Annotated in this window: 16 protein-coding genes and 1 pseudogene; 5 read left to right on the forward strand and 12 right to left on the reverse strand. The window is 38.1% G+C overall.

What is annotated here, in order from left to right; translation table 11 throughout:
• Window positions 1-161 precede the first annotated feature (161 nt).
• The gene (locus tag IQ237_RS08295) at window positions 162-1,154 is read left to right on the forward strand and encodes a vitamin K epoxide reductase family protein (protein WP_194054149.1); all 993 of its coding nucleotides are present in this window, start codon (window positions 162-164) and stop codon (window positions 1,152-1,154) included.
• Between the two features lie 253 nt (window positions 1,155-1,407).
• On the opposite strand, the gene nadB is transcribed toward IQ237_RS08295, so the two are convergent.
• The 3 genes from nadB to IQ237_RS08310 form a co-directional block, all read right to left on the reverse strand.
• Window positions 1,408-3,111 carry an L-aspartate oxidase gene (nadB, locus tag IQ237_RS08300; protein ID WP_194054150.1) on the reverse strand — a complete coding sequence of 568 codons (1,704 nt, stop codon included), beginning with the start codon at window positions 3,109-3,111 and terminating at the stop codon, window positions 1,408-1,410.
• A gap of 124 nt (window positions 3,112-3,235) precedes the next feature.
• Window positions 3,236-3,664: a photosystem II complex extrinsic protein PsbU gene (gene psbU, locus IQ237_RS08305; protein WP_194054035.1), complete on the reverse strand. Its 429-nt coding sequence runs from the start codon at window positions 3,662-3,664 to the stop codon at window positions 3,236-3,238.
• A gap of 365 nt (window positions 3,665-4,029) precedes the next feature.
• Complete coding sequence (locus IQ237_RS08310; protein WP_194054037.1) at window positions 4,030-4,809, reverse strand: DUF3120 domain-containing protein; 780 nt, start codon at window positions 4,807-4,809, stop codon at window positions 4,030-4,032.
• Window positions 4,810-5,127: 318 nt separating this feature from the next.
• On the opposite strand from IQ237_RS08310, the gene IQ237_RS08315 reads away from it, so the two are divergent.
• From IQ237_RS08315 to IQ237_RS08330, 4 genes are all read left to right on the forward strand, one after another.
• Window positions 5,128-6,048 carry an undecaprenyl-diphosphate phosphatase gene (locus IQ237_RS08315; protein ID WP_194054039.1) on the forward strand — a complete coding sequence of 307 codons (921 nt, stop codon included), beginning with the start codon at window positions 5,128-5,130 and terminating at the stop codon, window positions 6,046-6,048.
• Between the two features lie 74 nt (window positions 6,049-6,122).
• On the forward strand, window positions 6,123-7,448 hold the full coding sequence (locus tag IQ237_RS08320) for a TIGR03279 family radical SAM protein (RefSeq protein WP_194054041.1): 1,326 nt from the start codon (window positions 6,123-6,125) through the stop codon (window positions 7,446-7,448).
• Between the two features lie 62 nt (window positions 7,449-7,510).
• Window positions 7,511-10,399, forward strand: coding sequence for a family 10 glycosylhydrolase (locus IQ237_RS08325; RefSeq protein WP_228019884.1), 2,889 nt, complete (start codon window positions 7,511-7,513; stop codon window positions 10,397-10,399).
• 99 nt (window positions 10,400-10,498) lie between these two features.
• Window positions 10,499-11,212, forward strand: a complete 714-nt coding sequence (locus IQ237_RS08330) for a uracil-DNA glycosylase (RefSeq protein WP_194054043.1) — start codon at window positions 10,499-10,501, stop codon at window positions 11,210-11,212.
• Between the two features lie 80 nt (window positions 11,213-11,292).
• On the opposite strand, the gene IQ237_RS08335 is transcribed toward IQ237_RS08330, so the two are convergent.
• From IQ237_RS08335 to dndD, 9 genes and pseudogenes are all read right to left on the reverse strand, one after another.
• A complete protein-coding gene (locus IQ237_RS08335; protein ID WP_194054045.1) occupies window positions 11,293-12,051 on the reverse strand; it encodes a HEAT repeat domain-containing protein in 759 nt (252 codons plus the stop codon).
• A 98-nt stretch (window positions 12,052-12,149) separates the two neighbouring features.
• Window positions 12,150-12,671, reverse strand: coding sequence for an N-acetyltransferase (locus IQ237_RS08340; protein WP_194054047.1), 522 nt, complete (start codon window positions 12,669-12,671; stop codon window positions 12,150-12,152).
• A gap of 134 nt (window positions 12,672-12,805) precedes the next feature.
• Window positions 12,806-12,949 carry a hypothetical protein gene (locus tag IQ237_RS08345; protein WP_187041732.1) on the reverse strand — a complete coding sequence of 48 codons (144 nt, stop codon included), beginning with the start codon at window positions 12,947-12,949 and terminating at the stop codon, window positions 12,806-12,808.
• A gap of 100 nt (window positions 12,950-13,049) precedes the next feature.
• Complete coding sequence (locus tag IQ237_RS08350) at window positions 13,050-13,451, reverse strand: ABC transporter permease (RefSeq protein ID WP_194054049.1); 402 nt, start codon at window positions 13,449-13,451, stop codon at window positions 13,050-13,052.
• A complete protein-coding gene (locus IQ237_RS08355) occupies window positions 13,436-14,950 on the reverse strand; it encodes an MFS transporter (RefSeq protein ID WP_194054051.1) in 1,515 nt (504 codons plus the stop codon). The genes IQ237_RS08350 and IQ237_RS08355 overlap by 16 nt, the downstream gene beginning before the upstream one ends.
• A gap of 92 nt (window positions 14,951-15,042) precedes the next feature.
• A complete protein-coding gene (dndE, locus tag IQ237_RS08360; protein ID WP_194054053.1) occupies window positions 15,043-15,441 on the reverse strand; it encodes a DNA sulfur modification protein DndE in 399 nt (132 codons plus the stop codon).
• 86 nt (window positions 15,442-15,527) lie between these two features.
• Window positions 15,528-15,975, reverse strand: a pseudogene (locus IQ237_RS08365) (HNH endonuclease).
• A gap of 13 nt (window positions 15,976-15,988) precedes the next feature.
• Window positions 15,989-16,261, reverse strand: a complete 273-nt coding sequence (locus tag IQ237_RS08370) for a hypothetical protein (protein WP_194054055.1) — start codon at window positions 16,259-16,261, stop codon at window positions 15,989-15,991.
• A gap of 42 nt (window positions 16,262-16,303) precedes the next feature.
• Complete coding sequence (dndD, locus tag IQ237_RS08375; RefSeq protein ID WP_194054057.1) at window positions 16,304-18,289, reverse strand: DNA sulfur modification protein DndD; 1,986 nt, start codon at window positions 18,287-18,289, stop codon at window positions 16,304-16,306.
• Window positions 18,290-18,314: the final 25 nt, after the last annotated feature.

Raw genomic sequence — 18,314 nt, forward strand, 5'->3', positions numbered from 1 at the left:
ACCAATCACCAATCACCAATTACCAATCACCAATTACCAATTACCAATCACCAATCACCAATTACCAATCACCAATTACCAATCACCAATCACCAATCACCAATCACCAATTACCAATCACCAATTACCAATCACCAATTACCAATCACCAATCACCAATTATGATTCGTCGTCGTTCTACTCCTTGGATTCATAAATGGTCGCGTCCTATCATTGGGGCGATCGCTGGACTTGGTATCCTGAACACAGGTTATCTCACCTATGAAAAGCTGACCGGAGGTAGCCCTCTTTGTACTACTCCAGAAAACGTTAAAGGTTGTGCTGATGTCCTTTCTAGCCCTTGGGGGACAGTTTTTGGACAGCCTTTAGCTTTGTTTGGTTTGCTGGGATATGTGGGTATGTTCGTATTAGCTTTAGCTCCCTTAACATTAAAATCAGGAGAAAAAGACAAGATCAAAAATGTTAAACAAATAGAATTTTTGACTTGGTGGTTGCTCTTGATGGGAGCGATCGCCATGACTGTATTTAGTGCATATTTAATGTATGTCCTGGCATTTGAACTCAAAGCTCTATGTTGGTACTGCATCGCTTCGGCTTTGTTTGCTTTGAGTATGCTTACCCTCACCATCTTGGGTCGTGACTGGGAAGATATTGGGCAAATCTTCTTTACCGCTATTATTGTCGGTATGGTGACTCTAATTGCCACCTTGGGAGTTTATTCTGGTATTAATGCCGATGGCACTGTAGGATCGGCGGATGGTCCTCAGCGAATTTCCGCTTTTGTTCCCAAGGAAAACCCTAACCCTGCATTTGGCTGGGAAATCACCACTACTTCTGGAGAGTCAGAAATTGCTTTAGCAGAACATTTAGTTAAAGTTGGCGCTAAGGAATATGTAGCTTATTGGTGTCCTCATTGCCACGAACAAAAGCTGCTCTTTGGTAAAGAAGCTTATAAAATTATCAACGATAATATAGCTGTAGAGTGTGCAGCAGACAGTCCTAAAGGTAAGCCAGCATTGTGTCAAGCTGCCAAAATTCAAGGTTTCCCTTCTTGGGTGATTAATGGTCAAATCTATGGTGGTGTGCAGAATTTAAACGAACTAGCCAAAATTACTGGTTATACAGGACCGCAAAACTTTAAGTATTTTCGGTAAACTAGCGCAATAATTCGTCTGAAATTTTTCCCTAACTCTAGCGTTAAGCTTAGTTAGGGTTTGCTGAAAAAGTTATCTGTGAGGGACCAGTGACAGGTGACAGTTTCAAGAGTTGGATAGGAACGATTTTTTCTTTAAGTAGGAATTAAGTGCAAGGTTTTTCAGTTGCCACCTCAGAAAAGCTTGCACTTTTTGAAAGTCAAAATAGCTAAAACCCTTTACCTGTAAAGTTTTCAGATTTATTCAGCAAACCCTAATTAGATTTTGGATAAGCTGGTAATATGGATTGAGATTTCCACCAGTGATGATTTTGGATCATCGTGTGTACTTGCCAATCAGAGTCTGGTTGGGGATAATCTAAGCGGTAGTGTCCGCCCCGGCTTTCGGTTCTAAAAGCGGCACTTTTAAGAATTAAATAAGCTACATCTAATAAATTACGAGTTTCTGCCCAAAGCCGCAATTGTTGGTCAATATTTGGTAGGTTAAAACTGGCTGTTGCTGTAGGATGTAAACTTTCCAAGAATTGACTTAAAGGCAAACTCGTAAAATCCTGCTCCCAAGATTCAATGGTAGCGATCGCATTTTCTAAACTTGATTGTTCTCGACAAATACCAGCATTTTGCCAGACTAAACGCGGCAATTTTTCCCTAATACTTTCTAACTGTGCTTTTTGATTTTCCCACGCACTGACAGATAAATTACAAAACAACGGACTAGGGTCCAAATCTTTAACCTGGGCTGTAACCTCTGCTGGCGGTACTTCTAGCTTTAAATCAGCCATCTGCGCTCCAAATACAATACATTCCAACAGAGAATTACTAGCTAGACGATTAGCACCATGAACTCCCGTACTAGCAGTTTCTCCCACAGCATATAAACCGGGAATATTAGTGCGATTTTGTAAATCGGCGACAATACCACCCATCCAGTAATGAGCAGCAGGAGCTACAGGAATCGGTTGATGAAAAACATCAATCCCCCAATGCTGACAAACTTTAATAATATTAGGAAACCGTTGCCGAATTTTATCAGCAGGAATAGGGCGCATATCTAACCAAACATGGGCAGTAGCAAGATCACCTGCGGTACGTTGGAGATGACTAAAAATAGCTCTACTTACCACATCTCGCGGAGCAAGTTCACCTGCTGGATCATAGTCAAAAGCAAAACGTCGTCCTTCGTTATCCACTAGGTGCGCTCCTTCACCCCGTACCGCTTCACTAATGAGAAAACGTCCTGGTTTTGTTAAGGCTGTAGGATGAAATTGGACAAATTCTAAATCACGAACAATAGCACCCGCCCGCCATGCTATGGCCACTCCATCACCTGTACTCACCGCAGGGTTAGTAGTTTGGGCAAATACTTGACCACCGCCTCCGGTGGCTAAAACTACAGCACCAGCTTTGATCCATGTAACTTGACCTTGATAAAATAAGCTGATTCCTTGACAGTGACCTGTTTCTGGTTCTATCCACAAGGACAAAGCCAAAGCTTGCTGAATCACTTGGATATTTGGACGACGCAATACTTGGTCCGTGAGGGTAGTTGTTACTTCCCTACCTGTGGTGTCGGCGGCGTGGAGAACCCGATGACGGGAGTGGGCAGCTTCTAAGGTTAAAGCTAGGGTGTTTCCATGACGATCAAAAGCTACACCCAAGTTAACTAAGGATTGAATACAACTAGGAGCTTTTTGGGCTAAAAATTCTACGGCTTCGATATCACACAAACCTGCACCAGCTTTTAAGGTGTCTTGAATATGCAGTTTTGGTGAATCTTCTGGGGATACGGCAGCAGCAATACCACCTTGCGCCCAATCACTGGCGGATAAGGTAACAGTTTCTTTAGTAATTAAGCCTACTTTTAAGGATTCTGGTAGACAAAGTGCTGTATATAGTCCAGCAGCACCAGCGCCGACTACTAATACATCAAATTGGTTAGGTATATCTATTTGAGACAAGGTTAGGGAAGGTGGGTAATGGGTAATGGGTAATGGGTAATAGGTAATGGGTAATGGGTAATGGGTAATGAACTTTTTACCAATCACCAATCACCAATCACCAATCACCAATCACCAATCAGGTTTATCTGTAGATACCGTTGTTAATACGATCATCACCTTCGTTAAACTCAGGCTCGTATTCTGTCACGGTAAAGTTGCCTAAGTTAGCTTGTAGGGTCTGTTTTTGTCGATCGCTCAATCCTGCCAGATTCAATACATCCTCTACACTCTTGTAAGGCGCATTCTTGATGATTTTTTTAGCCAAGGTGGGATAAAGCCCTGGATACTGTTGAAAAGCAGCAATATTGGTATTATTCAAATCTATTTTTTTACCAAATTCTGTTGCTAACTTCTGATCTGCCTTGTTTTGACGAGCAATTGCCATCACAGGAACTTGTGGCCAACTAAAGCTTTGAAAACCAGCAGCTTGGGCTGTTTGATTAGTTCCTAACCATCCCCAAGCACCTAGCAACAAACTAAAAACTGTTAATAAACGTACTAATCCTTTCACGATTTTTCTACCTCTTTCCATCCAACAGAAATAAAAGCTTTCAACTACAAGCTGTTAACTAGGGGCATAAGTGAGAGTTATGAGGTAATTATTTCACCCTGCTGAAGTTCAGGCTGATGGATTACCGATTGCCTCTGACTTCATGCTCTGGTTAATAGCTAATAGCTGAATTAACACACAGCAGTCATCAAAAACTAATATACAGCTTAGTGAACTACCCAACTTAGCTGTAATTGAAGTTGAAAATTTGGGTATTACTCGCTATTACCACATTAGTGTTTTTTCTGGGATTTGACTTTGTAAAAATTTGTTACAAACTTATTACCAACTTGTTACTAATTTTTGCTCTTAGGTGGTTAAGAATTTCAGGCCAGAATCGCAGCTAGTAAAAACAGACTGTCTACTAAAATTGTACTCAAAACTGCTCCACCAAAGGCGTACCAATGCCGTTGCTTGTTACCCAAAGATACTAGCCCCACTGTTAACAATGCTAAGGCTAACATAATTGCCCAGCCTTCTCCCCAAGGTGTTTGTACTTGTGCTAGAGCATTTTTTAAGATTTGTGAAGCTCCCGTGGCATCTGTTCTCATAATCTGCCGCCAAAAAGGCATTAAGTCTACCAAGTAGAAATATATATCTGTTAATACAGTTCCAAATAGAGAACCAAGATAAAACCAGTTACCGACTTTACCCCAGTTTTTCCGCAAACACCAAATAGCAAAGGGTAGGCCGATTGATTCTATGGGTAAGTGCCACAGGGGTTCCCAACGTAACCAACCCCAGTAAATCGCTCCTGTTAACCAACTGAGGCTAAATCCTAAGAGTAAATCGCCCCACAGATAGGTTTGCTGTCGGGACATTAATTTTAAACTCAGCCAAATCCAAAATCCTGTGATGACTAAACTCAGACTAGGTAGCGATCGCACTAAGGGCGCTTCTATAAATACTGGTACAGATACCAAAAACACCGCCGCTGCAAATACTAACCAAATTTGGTTAATTGCGATCGCCGTTGGTAGAGAAGGCGACAAGGAAAGAGTAGACTCTAATTCTTGGATACCTCTGGGCTTGGTGTCAGCGGTATACAAATCAGTCTCAATCGAAGAATTCGCAGTAGTGTAGGATGACAACGTATTATTAATCAAAGTTTTTAATATTTGTTACTAAACTTTACTTTTCTACAATATCACACTCTAAAATCCCCCCCAGGGGCATATTGATTATACAATAAATTTCAGGGCATGGGTAATTGGTAATTGGTAATTGGCGATACAATTTTGGATTTTGGATTGTTTTTGTCAATTCCAATCTAAAATCTAAAATCTAAAATCTAAAATTTTCTTCCCAGTAACCTGTCACCTGTCACCAGTCCCCAAAAAATCTTGCCCGGAAAAACTGATGACAATAGCGGATCAGGTTGGATAATTTGTTAAAATTACGCATCCATTTTGGGAGTCTGGTTAATGACAACAATTTTAGAAGCAAGTAGTATATATTTACTATCATCCCAACTATCATCCCATTTGCTGGCCGTAGCAGAAAATACAAAACAAGTTACCCCGGAATGGTTGCAAGCTTTTATTTTAGGTATTGTGCAAGGTATTACAGAGTTTTTACCGATTAGTAGTACAGCACATTTGTTAATAGTCACCAAAGTATTTGCTTGGAAAGAACTAGGTGCTAAAGATTTTGTGGATGCGATTCAATTTGGTAGTGTGATAGCGATATTATTATATTTTTGGTCACAAATTTCTAGTATTGTTACAGGTGCAATTGCCGCATTTCAAGATCAAGATTGGCAACGAGAAGAATGGAAAATATTGGTGGGTATTGCTGTAGGAACAATGCCGGCATTAATTTTTGGTTTTCTGTTAAAAGATATTTTACCTGAAAGTGCATTAATCATTGCTATAATGTCAGTCATCATGGCGATTTTATTGGGGTTAGCAGAAAAAATTGGCACTCGCAAGCGTGGTTTTGATTCCTTACAAATTCGGGATGGTATTTTGGTAGGATTAGGACAAACTCTAGCTTTAATCCCTGGGGTTTCTCGTTCTGGTTCAACCTTAACTACATCCTTATTTTTAGGATTAGAACGTGATACAGCAGCGAAGTTTTCATTTTTGTTAGGGTTTCCTACTTTGACGATAGCTACCTTATATAAAAGTTTGAAAATTTTTAAGTTGTTTCAGGAAGGGCAATTACCAGATAATATAGTTTTACTATTAGTTATAGGGATTGTTTCCACCTTTATTTTTTCTTATTTATCAATTGCATTTTTGATTAGGTACTTACAGACAAAAAATACATTTGTGTTTGTTTGGTATAGATTAGCCTTTGGTTGTGCTATTTTATTAGCGATCGCCAACGGTTGGCAAGGATAAATTAAGCAGGGGAGGCAGGGGAGGCAGGGGAAGAAAGATTTTTACCAATTACCAATTACCAATCACCTAATATTATGTCTACCATTCAACCTGCAAAAATTACCAAGGTGCTACCCCAATCCATCGCTGCTGAAATTGGCTTTGAAGCTGGTGATGCGATTGTGGCTATTAATGGGATAAAACCCCGTGATTTAATTGATTATCAATTTTTGTGTGCAGATGAATTTTTAGAACTAGAAGTATTAGATGCTCGCGGTAAAACTCATCAAATTGAAATTGAAAAAGATTATGATGATGATTTAGGATTAGAATTTGAAACGGCATTATTTGATAATTTAATTCAATGTAATAACCGTTGTCCATTTTGCTTTATTGATCAACAACCACCTGGTAAACGTTCCAGCTTATATTTAAAAGATGACGATTATCGGTTGAGTTTCTTGTATGGTTCTTATTTAACCTTAACGAATTTACCAGAAAAAGAATGGCAACGAATTGAACAAATGCGATTATCTCCCTTATATGTTTCTGTTCATGCGACAGAACCAGAAGTGAGAACTAGACTATTAAAAAATCCCCGTGCAGGACAGATTTTACAACAACTCAAATGGTTTCAAGAAAGACGTTTACAAATTCATGCTCAAGTAGTAGTTTGTCCAGGAATCAATGATGGTGAACATCTAGAAAAAACATTAAGAGATTTGACATCATTTCATACAGGAGAAATACCAGCAGTAGCATCAGTAGCAGTTGTTCCCGTTGGTTTAACCCGATTTCGTCCTCAAGAAGATGAACTAGTACCTGTAACAAGAGAAAAAGCCAAAGAAGTGATATCTCAAGTGAAATTACTGTGCCAAGAATTTAAACAAAAATATGGTTCTAATGTAGCTTGGTTAGCGGATGAATGGTTTTTAATTGCTGGTGAAGAATTACCAAGTGAAGCGGAATATGAAGAATATCCACAACTAGATAATGGTGTGGGTTCTATTCGCTTATTTATTAAACAATTTACCCATGCAGCTAACGAATTATTACCAGCAAAAATCTTTCCTGAAAAAAAATTAACTTGGGTGGTAGGTAACGCAGTAGAAACGGCATTTAAACCACTGGTTAAACAGTTAAATAATGTAGAAGGTTTGGATGTAAAAATGCGTGCTTTATATAGTGATTATTGGGGGCAAAATATCAGTGTTACCGGATTATTAACCGGACATGATTTACTGTACCACTTAAAAGGACAAGATTTAGGAGATGGTATTTTATTACCCAGTGTCATGCTCAAACATGGTGAGTTAATATTTTTAGATGATATGACAGTAGAAGAAGTATCGCATCAGTTGAATATCAGCATATTCCCAGTTGCGGGAGTTGAGGATTTAATTAATACTTGTTGTCAGTAGACAGTTATCAGTTATCAGTTATTAGTGGTTAGTTGTCAGTATTACATCACCAATTATTAGCAATGAATAAAAGCCATAAAAATCTTAAATTCCCATTTCCCATCATGGGATTATTTTGTTTAAAGTTGAATTTTTTAATGTTTAGCATTGGGGGTATTTTACCTGTAAATGCTTCCACACAAACAGGGGTATTCAACATAATCCAAAGCGAGGAAAATGTCGAAGAATGGACAGGGATTAATAAACGCTTACAGGCTGTAGGTATAAAATATTGTGTAATTCCTCTAGCTAATATTAACAATCTAGAAGATGTAGGTAAACAACAGGTTTTGTTTTTGCCAAATGTAGAGAAATTAACGCCAGTACAAGCGATGGTTTTAAAGAAATGGATGAACCAAGGAGGGCGTTTAATTGCTAGTGGTCCCGTGGGTAATTTATCAACTCCAGGAGTGCGCCAAGCATTAAGAAATATGCTAGGTGGTTATTGGGGATTTAACCTCAATGATGCTCAAGAATTGCAACCAGCAAAAGACAATATTCAGGAATGGAAAAACCAAAAAGAACTCTTTAGTCAAGTGTGGGGTGCGGTGATGATTCCTGAAAATTCACAAACTCAAATTGCTGCGGTTTGGAATTATCAAAATCAGCCAGCAGCAGTATTAACAACTGAAAATTCGACTTTTTTAGGTTGGCGATGGGGAAAAGATCAAGATTCTCACGCACAGTTAGATACTGCTTGGTTAAAAACTTTAGTCAATAGTTATTTAAAATTATCTACTCAAAAAGGTGTCAATCCTGCTGCAAATTGTCCGCAATCTTCAGTCAATACAACCACTAGAAAAACCCTGGAAACCAGTAGCACAAATATCAGCCAAACTGAAAATAAACCAAGACAAATAAATGTTAGCAGAGTTAGCATAAAACCCAATCAAAAACCCACTCAAAAGAAACCAATAAAGCAACCAAGTTCGGTAAATGCTAATAAAAAACCTGCTCAAAAACCTACTCAAAAACCCAATCAAAAGAAACCAACAAAGCAACCAAGATCGTTAACAGTACAGCAGAGCAAACCCCAAAGCAAACCTATTCTCAGGGTTACACCCCAAAATTTTCGAGAAGAGATTGATCAATTGCAAGAAGCGGTGCGCTGGGATATAATACCTAATTCTAATCAGCCAATTGGTAGTAAAGATGCGATCGCACTCCGACAAGAGTTAGAAAATTTAATTGGTAGAGTAGAAAGCGCCAATTTAGCTGTTTTAGCTCGGAGTGGTAATACAAGAAATTCCCCAGCTTTGAAGGGAGAAAATACAAAAGCATCGAGAGAAACAACAAACTCTAGTTTAGAAGAAACCTTAGCCCAAGCAAGGGAAATTGCCAAAAATATCCCCGTGTTAATTTCCCAAAAAAACTATGCCGTAGCACGTCAGCAGTGGTTAAATGCTAAGAGAAATTTATGGCAGCAGTTTCCGATTAATCAATATTTAGCTCAACCAGAAGTTCGCGCAGTTTGGTTAGATAGAGGAACTATTGTTAATGCAGGGAATGAAGAAGGACTAAAAAAGATTTTTGATCGCTTGGCAAAAGCAGGAATTAACACCGTATTTTTTGAAACCGTCAACGCTAGTTATACTATTTATCCGAGTGAAGTTGCACCACAACAAAATCCCCTAATTAAAAATTGGGACCCACTGGCATCAGCCGTCAAATTAGCCCATGCCAGAGGAATGGAATTACACGCTTGGGTGTGGACTTTTGCCGCTGGAAATAGTCGTCATAATCAAATTATTGGTGTTAGTTCTGGTTATCCAGGTCCTGTTTTAGCAACTAATCCTGATTGGGCAAATTATGATCAACGTGGTCAAATGATTCCCATAGGTCAAACAAAGCCTTTTTTAGATCCAGCTAATCCTGAAGTGAGAGAATATTTATTAAAGTTGTACGCAGAAATTGTGACTAAATATCAAGTAGATGGCATACAATTAGATTATATTCGCTATCCATTTCAAGATCCTTTTTCTGGGAGAACTTATGGTTATGGTAAAGCCGCCAGGGAGAAATTTAAACAACAAACTGGTGTAGATCCTGTAAATATTAGTCCTCGACAGCGGGATCTGTGGCAAAAGTGGACAGCATTCCGTACTGAACAAGTTAATAGTTTTGTAACTGAAGTTTCTCAGATGTTGCGACAAAAACGTTCGAGTTTAATTTTGTCAGTCGCTGTGTTTCCTTTGGCAGAATATGAACGAGTTCAAAAAATTCAACAACATTGGGAAGTTTGGGCGAGAAGAGGCGATATAGATTTAATTGTACCGATGACTTATGCTTTAGATACTCCTCGTTTTCAACGACTAGCCCAACCTTGGATTAGTTCTCAGAAATTAGGTTCTACTTTATTAGTTCCGGGTATTCGTTTGCTTTCTTTGCCAACGGTGGGAGCGTTTGATCAAATCCAACTCTTGAGGGATTTACCTGTTAGTGGTTATGCTTTGTTTGCAGCGGAGAATTTTAACAATGAGTTAGATCAATTATTGAGTAATACTCAAGGTAAGATGAAACTTTCATATACTGAACCTATTCCTCAGCGTCAACCATTTCGGACTGCGGCTTTTCGCTTTGCTGCTTTACAACAAGAATGGCAGTTTGTAGGAAAAAACGATGAAAAATTGTCTAAGTCAGTCACGACAATGGCTAATTTTCAGCAACATTCCAAAAGTTTACAAAATGCTCTCAATCAACTGGCAGCTTTTCCTTCTGCTAGTAATTTGATCAGTGCTAGAGGAGAACTCGTTCGTTTTCAAACTCAATTTAAAATTTGGATGGGTGCAACAGCAAAGGAAAATCCCTATCTAGTTAAAGTATGGGAAAATAAGTTGTTAACTATAGAAAGGTTATTGCGATATGGTGAGAGGAAAGTAATCAATGCCAACTCAGGGTTAACTGCTCGTTAGGTTATTTATGTTAATCCTGCGGATATCTTCTTTAAATTACTTACGACTCTCCCAGCCAATACAATCAGATAAAAAAGAAACAATTAAGAATTACAAATTATGAGGTGCGGAGAATTGATAGATAAAAATGTTAAATTGCCTAATTCTTGGCAATCAATTTTAGCAGAGGAATTAGAGAAACCTTATTTTAATAAACTGCAAGAGTTTTTAATTGCAGAAAGACAATCTTATAATATTTATCCCAGGGAAGAAGATGTTTTTTCAGCTTTTGAATTAACGTCTTATGCAGAGGTAAATGTTTTGTTATTGGGACAAGATCCCTACCACGATGAAAACCAAGCACATGGGTTATGCTTTTCTGTGAAACCAGGAATTAAACCACCACCATCACTGGTAAATATTTTCAAAGAATTAAAAGCAGATGTGGGTTGTGATATTCCCAATCATGGTTATTTGGTGAATTGGGCTAAACAAGGTATTTTGATGTTAAATGCAGTGTTAACAGTGAGGGCGCACACACCAAATTCTCATAAAAATCAAGGGTGGGAAATTTTCACTGATGCGGTGATTGAAAAAGTTAATGAAAAATCCGATCCAGTGGTGTTTGTGTTGTGGGGTGGCTATGCACAAAAAAAGCTGAAATTAATTGATACCAGTCGACATTTAGTAATTAAATCTACTCATCCTTCACCCCTTTCCGCACATAATGGCTTTTTTGGTAGTAAACCTTTTTCAGCTATTAATTCAGCTTTAAGGGGTTGGGGTAAACCTGAGATTGATTGGGAGTTGCCGATTTTGGATTTTGGATTTTAGATTTTGGATTGTTTTTCTGAACTCCAATCTAAAATTGTCAATTGTCAATTGTCAATTGTCAATTGTCAATTATCAATTACCTAAAACCATCCTTCTTGTTCTAGGGTTTCGATTAATTGCAAACCACGGGGATCACCGACTCCTAGAAGTGAGGCTTTAGCATCTTCTCTGACACCCAAATCTTTATCTTCAGCAAAGGCTTGAATTAATGCGTCTATAGCTGTGGCGTAGACCACATTAGAAGGTAATTCTTTACACAGTTGACCGATTGCCCAAGCGGAATTACTACGGACTGCGGGTATGGGGTCTTGAACAAGGGCTTCAATTAAGGGGGGTATTGCGCCAATAACTACTTCATAACCAAGGGTTGCCATTTGGGCGAGGGCGCTGGCAGACCAGAGACGGACCGCGGAAATGTCGGTTCTGAGGGCATCTATGAGGGGGTTTAAGGAACGGCGATCGCGGCAGTTACCTAAAGCCCAAACCACACCTTTTCGCACGTAACCGTTAAAGTCGCGGTTAAGTTGATTAATTAAGGGTTCAACAGCATCAGGGCTGGGGTTACGTCCCAAAGCATAAGAGGCACTAACTCTAACTAAAGGACAAGAATCGGTTAAGGAGCGAATTAAATGGGGTATGGCTCGTTCATCCTGAATATCACAAAATGCACGGGCGGCTAACATTCGTTGCTGGGATTGAGGATCTTCCAAGAGTGCCAACATTGCCTCTGGATCAGGTTTGACTATTTCCGATTCAGGGGTAATGGGTTCTATTTTGTCTAGGGGGCTTTCTAAATCAGCTTCGTTATCAAGTAGGTTTATATCGTCTTCGTCGTACATAATATTTTTTTAAAAAGTAATTATATAGGAGGCAGGAGGCAGAAGGCAGGAGGTAAATATTTCTTCCCAGTCACCAGTCACCAATTACCAATCACCAGTCACCTAATGAATTTTATCATCCAGAGGGATTGGGTTTGATAACCAAGATTTTGATAAAGGTTGAGGGCGGGGGTGTTGGAGGTAAATACTTGGAGTCCGATTTGGCGATCGCCCCTTTGTTTTGCCCAGTTTTCTATATGCTGCATTAATGCCTTAGCTATCCCCCGACGACGATGGGAAGGGACAACATAAAGCAAGAATATGTGAGCATGGCGATCGCCTGTAACTTGATCTATGGCGTTACCAGCCCAAAGACAGGCTGTGGGGATTGGTGACTGGGGACTGGTGACTGGTGACTGGGTAATTTCTTCACTATTCCCTGTTCCCTGAGTTTCATATACCCACCATAAAGGTGTATCAGTAGAGAAATATTGTTCCACTGTACGGGCGAGATGAGAAAAATCTTGATTAGAAAAGAGTTCTTGGTAAGTGCGCTGGATAAACTTAACCAAGAGTGCTTTATCTACGGTAGAACCCCGGCGAATAGAATAGCCGTCCACGGGAAAGTCAAAATTGGGCATGGGGCGATTCAATTTTGGATTTTGGATTTTGGATTTTGGATTTTGGATTGTTTTGAGCATCTCCAATCTAATCTAAAATCTAAAATCTCAAGTTTTCTTCACTGTCACCTGTCACCTGTCACCTGTTCCCTTCTTTACAAATTACTAACTATCACTCCAATGGGTGCGGGTGCGGCCATGTCGGAGGGTAGAAAAATCCGGGCGCTGACTGCGACTAGGGCAATCAAAAATACTAGAACTACGAGTAGGGGGGCGATGTATTGACGAAAAAAAGCCATATTCGGGGTTGTAAATAATTGGGTAACTGGTGGCAAAACCAGTTAATGTAAATTTTTCTTAATTTATTTTAGCGAATTTAGAGGCAGGAAAAGCAAAAGGTTAACGTTCATCCCGATCCAAATCATCCAGAACTCGTTCACAATACCAATTTTCTGGCATTCCGGGATAATTTTGTTTGGCTTGCTCAATTAATCTTTCGGCTGCGGCTACGTCACCGGATAATCTGGCAATGAGTCGGTTTTTGAGGTAGTTACCTGTGATTTCTTCGTCTACTTGATTAGGTAGGCTGGGAGTGGAGGGCTGTAACTGTTCTCTTTTTAGTTGCCAGAATAAAACGTAGTACAGTGTACCAAAAATTAAGACTAGGCTGATTGTTCCCAGGAGGGTGAGGAGGCTAAAGGCCAGATATCCTAAAACTAATTGTGAGAGTACGTAGCCCAGTAATAAACCTGTAATAACGAGGACAAATGTACCGACAAGAATTACTACTTGGTTTCCCATAAATCCTCTTCTTCTTCAAGTCCTGGTCTGCTTAATGGTACTGCTTGTGAGTTCCAGGGGGCAACTAGGGGGAGTAGTAGCAATCCAGGGAGGGCAGCTACCATTGATAGGAGGAAGAATGAAGGCCAGCCGGTGGCTTTTGCCCAATCTCCTGCGGGTGCTGAAAGTACGTCTCGACTTAGTGCCATGAGGCTAGAAAAGAGAGCAAATTGTGTGGTGGTGAAGTTGTGGCTACATAGACTCATTAAATAGGCTACGGTGGCCACTGTAACTAATCCGGCGGTGGTGTTTTCTATCATGATGGCGATCGCTAACATAGAGTAGTCTTTGCCGGTGATAGCTAGTGCATAATAACCCAAGTTGCTGAGTAATTGCAGTACACCGAATATCCAAAGGGCGCGATTGATGCCGATTCTGGACATTATTATCCCACCTAAGATGACTCCTACGGTAGTGGCCACTAAACCAATAATATAAACTGTTGCTAGTTCTTGGTTATCAAATTTAATTTCTTTGGCGAATAAGTTGGCTGTAATTCCCACTAAGGAGTCACCAAGTTTATAGAGAATGATAAATATCAGAATTATCAGTGCTTTGGTGATGCCGAATTTTTCTAAGAAGATTTGTAATGGTAAAATTACTGCTTCTTGTAATGTATGGGGTGTGATATTTTCTTGTTGTTCATTTAGTTGAGGTTTAGGCAATATAATTGATGCACTAATCCAAGTTATAAGTAGTCCGCCTAATATCCAATAGAATACTTTTAATGGGATAGTTTCTGATATTACACCACCGACCAAGCTCGTAATAATAGTAATAATTACTAAGAGAAATATAATATCTTTGATTTTTAAAGAGGTGTTATTTCTAGATAGTTCACTATTTTCTATTTGCGGTTCTGATGCTACAAAAAATGTGGTAATTAAACCTATGCCCATAAATCCTGCCATGAGTAAATAAACTATGTTCCATGACAGAAATCCGGCTAACCATGCGGCTAGGGAAAAGGCTATAAATAGGGCTATACGATAACCTAAAACCCACAATGATGCGCCGGTTTCAAATTCTAAGGGGTTTAAAATTTCTGTGCGATAAGCGTCACCAGCAATATCTTGAGTGGCACTTAAAAAAGCAATTATAAATGATGTAATTGCTAATGTCATTAATATTTGGGTATTCTGGGTTGGTTGTTGTAATGCCATTGCTAAGATAGCTATGACTAACCCAATTTGCGTTAAAAATAACCAACCTCTTCTTCCTCCTAAAAATGGGGGAGAAAATCTATCAATTAGAGGCGACCAGATAAATTTTAAGGAGTATGGTAAACTAACTAATCCAAATAATGTGATTTTAGCAACGTCAACTTCGGCATCTTTCATCCATAGTTGCAAGGTGCGAGTTGTTAGGAATAATGGTAAACCAGAAGCAAAGCCTAATAATAGCAAACCTGCCATTTTTCGGCTTTGAATTGCCTGTTTTAGTGCTTGAATTTCTTTCATTATTTTTTAGGTGACAGGTGACAGGTGACAGAATAAAGGGAAAAGATAATACTTTAGAAGTTAAAATTAATTAACTTCTGTCTTGGGGTAACTCAGGAGGATTTTACTTTCTTTGTTGCCATTTCTATTAAATCTTCAATTCTCTTAATATTTGGATCTCCTGCTAAGTATCCTATACCCCGATGTAGGTGTAAACGAAATTGGGTGATGAGGGTTTCTTTGTCGGTGTCTAAACCGTCGTTGTGACAACGTTGTTTTAATGCTAATAGCAATATATCGGCCATTTCTCCCCCAAATACTTTCCAGGTTAGTTCTACGTTGCTATCTTGGGGTATGGGTACGGGTGATGGGGTGGCTGTTTCTGCTAGGGAACGACAAAACGCCCATCTACATAGGATGTTCCATTGTTCTATTTTGGTGTTACGTTTGAGTTTTAGTAGTTGATCTTTGGCTGTTTGGGATAGTCTAATACGTTCTATTGGGGATTCCATATTTTTTTTATTAATAAACCACGAAGGGCGCAAAGGACACGAAGGTAAGAAGGAAGAAAGAGGGTAAAATTTGGCTGGCTAAATTTTTATGAAGAAATGGGATCTTCTGGGGGTGGATGGCGGTTAATTGTTTTATCGGCAGCACGAATATTGATGATTCTGTCTCTGTTTAGGTCTAGTTTTGCTATTGTTGCTTTTCCTGTGGGTGTTATCCCTATTAATTATTTTTAGTCCATCTTTCGACCAAATAAAATGTTCACTCCATTTGTTTTTTCTAGGATTGAATAATTCAACTTCGTTACCAGTTTCTGGGTCTATTGCTGTTGTATTCTTGGATTTTTTGCGGTTACAATGAAAACAGGCTAAGGCTAAGTTATCTATTGTATCTTGACCATTTTTACTCAAGGGAATTACGTGATCTACTGTGAATAATACATACTGCCATTTTTCTGATGCGTGGCAATATTCACATAGTTCTAATGCTCTTTGACGTACTTTTTGCTGAATTGCATCACTAATTTTTTTATTCACTATTTTTAGATATTTGTTACATATGTATAGTATTTTTGTTTTGAGCAATGTTACGCACTAAACGATTTAAAAGACTTAAATAATCATCTATTTCTTCGTAACTATCTAGTTCTTGTTCTTCTTCTGGTGTGAGTTCTGTATTTTGTTGCTTTGTTAGTAAATTTTCAATATGATTTTGTACGCTGTTGGAGGCACGAAATATTGGTGTTCCTTCTTGTATTTCTATGGTGATAGCACCTTCTATGCGTAAGTTTTTAGGTATTTTCTCTAAGGCTGGTAGTGAGATCATGATGATTTTTCGAGGATGATATTGATGATTTTACCAAACTATTTACCAAAAATAACCGTCTTTTATTGTGGTTTCTCTTTTGCCGGAGTTATATTGTAAGAGGTATTCACGGGCGATCGCTTCGTTTTCTCTTAGTAGTTCGACTTCTTTTTTGGCTATTTCGGTGTCGGTGGAAAGTAAGATTACTTGATGACTTGCTGCGGGAAAGTATCTTTCTACTAGGTTGTTTCTGTGGGATGAGTCAAGTCTTCCTAGTGGGGTGTCAATAGCAACGGGTAAACGTTTTCCTGATACTTTTGCTAAACCCCATAAAAAGGCGATCGCTAATAGTTGTTTTTCTCCTGCTGATAGGCGATTTTTAGGTACTGGTTTTCCTTTTAAATCATATAATGATATACTAAATGTTTGGGCATCAATAGCAATTCTATGAACTAAATCTGATTTATGTAATAAATACAAAAAACAGTTTTTTACTTCTTCTTCTAATTTATTTAATTTCCTTAATGTTAATTTTTCTCTAAATATCTTTAAGGTAGCTTGTACTTTAGTTGCTGCATTAATTAAATGTTCTGTACTTTGATATTTCAAGCTATCGCTAGTGTAGTTAGTTAGTTCTTTTTTGGTTTTTTCAATTGTTGCTTGTAATTCTAATAAATGACGTTTTAAAAATTCTACATTACTATTTGCTTTATTCCATTCTGTTTCGGCTTTTTCCCTAGCTTGTTGTAATTCTGCATAAGCTTCTGGTGCTGCTGCTGTTTGAATTTGTCTGTCTATAGTTAATATTTGTTCTTCGTAATTTTGCAGTTCTAATATTTTAGCATTAGCTGTATTTTGGGCAATTTGTAAACGATAAACCACATTATCTAACAAAGTTAAACTTTCTTCATCAGCATTTAACCAAGTGGTTTCTGTAGATGAATTAACAGCATATAATTTATCAATATCTTCAACTAAGAAATTTTGAATACTGTTAATTTTCTCTAATTCTAAATTTAGCTGATTTAGCAAATTTAGTAAACGTTGATCTCTAGCAATTAACACATCTTTAGCTAATTGCATTTGTTGAAATTTTAACTCTTTTTCCCCTTGGGTTTGAATTTGGGATAATAAATTAGGAATTAATGCCAATGGTAGCACATCTGCCGCTAATTCACATAACTCTTGACGGACATTTTCGGTATTTTTAATTTGCGTTTCTTTTTGGGTGTCTAGTTGACTACGTTCCGCAGCGAGTTTTCCACCTTCAACGATATATTTATTTAATGCTTCATCATATTGTATTTTTAAATCTTTTAATTCTGTTTCTAAATTTTCTAATTCTTTTTGTTTATTATTTTCTTTTTGTAATTGTTCTGCTAAACGATTTTCTAATTCTTCCAATTTAGCTAAATCTTGTTTATCAGCAGTTTCCTTTTTTTTACGATTCACTAATATTTCTAAATCGACTGCTAATTTATCCGCTAATTCTAAACCTAAAAGTCCATTAATAGCATCCACAACTACAGAAGGTGGTGTTTCTTGTTCTGCTAGTTCTTTAACTTGTTCCCCATCAAATAAAAATAAATTAGAAATACCTAAAGGTAAAATATTTTCTATATATTCATCCCAAATATTAGCTAAAGATTGCGGCCAAGTTTCATCATCACCTAAAATTCCTAATGAATCTTTACCATCTTTAGGATTTTTTTCCCAAGTTCTGACTATCCGATATTTAACAGGTTTATCGTCTTCAATATGTTCAAAAACTAATTCAATTCGAGTTTTATTAATGGGGTCAGCTTGACTATTAACGCATTGAGTTAAAAAATCATTATAACTCAAATTTCCTCTAGTGGAACATTGAGCGCGTGATCCATACAATGCGAGGCGAATAGCATCCATTAATGTGGTTTTTCCTCCTCCATTCATACCACCTAAAAGGATGATGGGGCGAATATTTTCTTGATCAATTCTAGGGTCAAGGTTGATGATTTGTCTACCAGCGTAAGGACCAAAATTTTGCAGAACGAGTTCTAGGAAGATCATTTTTATGTTTACTTTTTTGATTAAT

Source organism: Sphaerospermopsis sp. LEGE 08334, assembly GCF_015207205.1.
GTDB lineage: Bacteria > Cyanobacteriota > Cyanobacteriia > Cyanobacteriales > Nostocaceae > Sphaerospermopsis.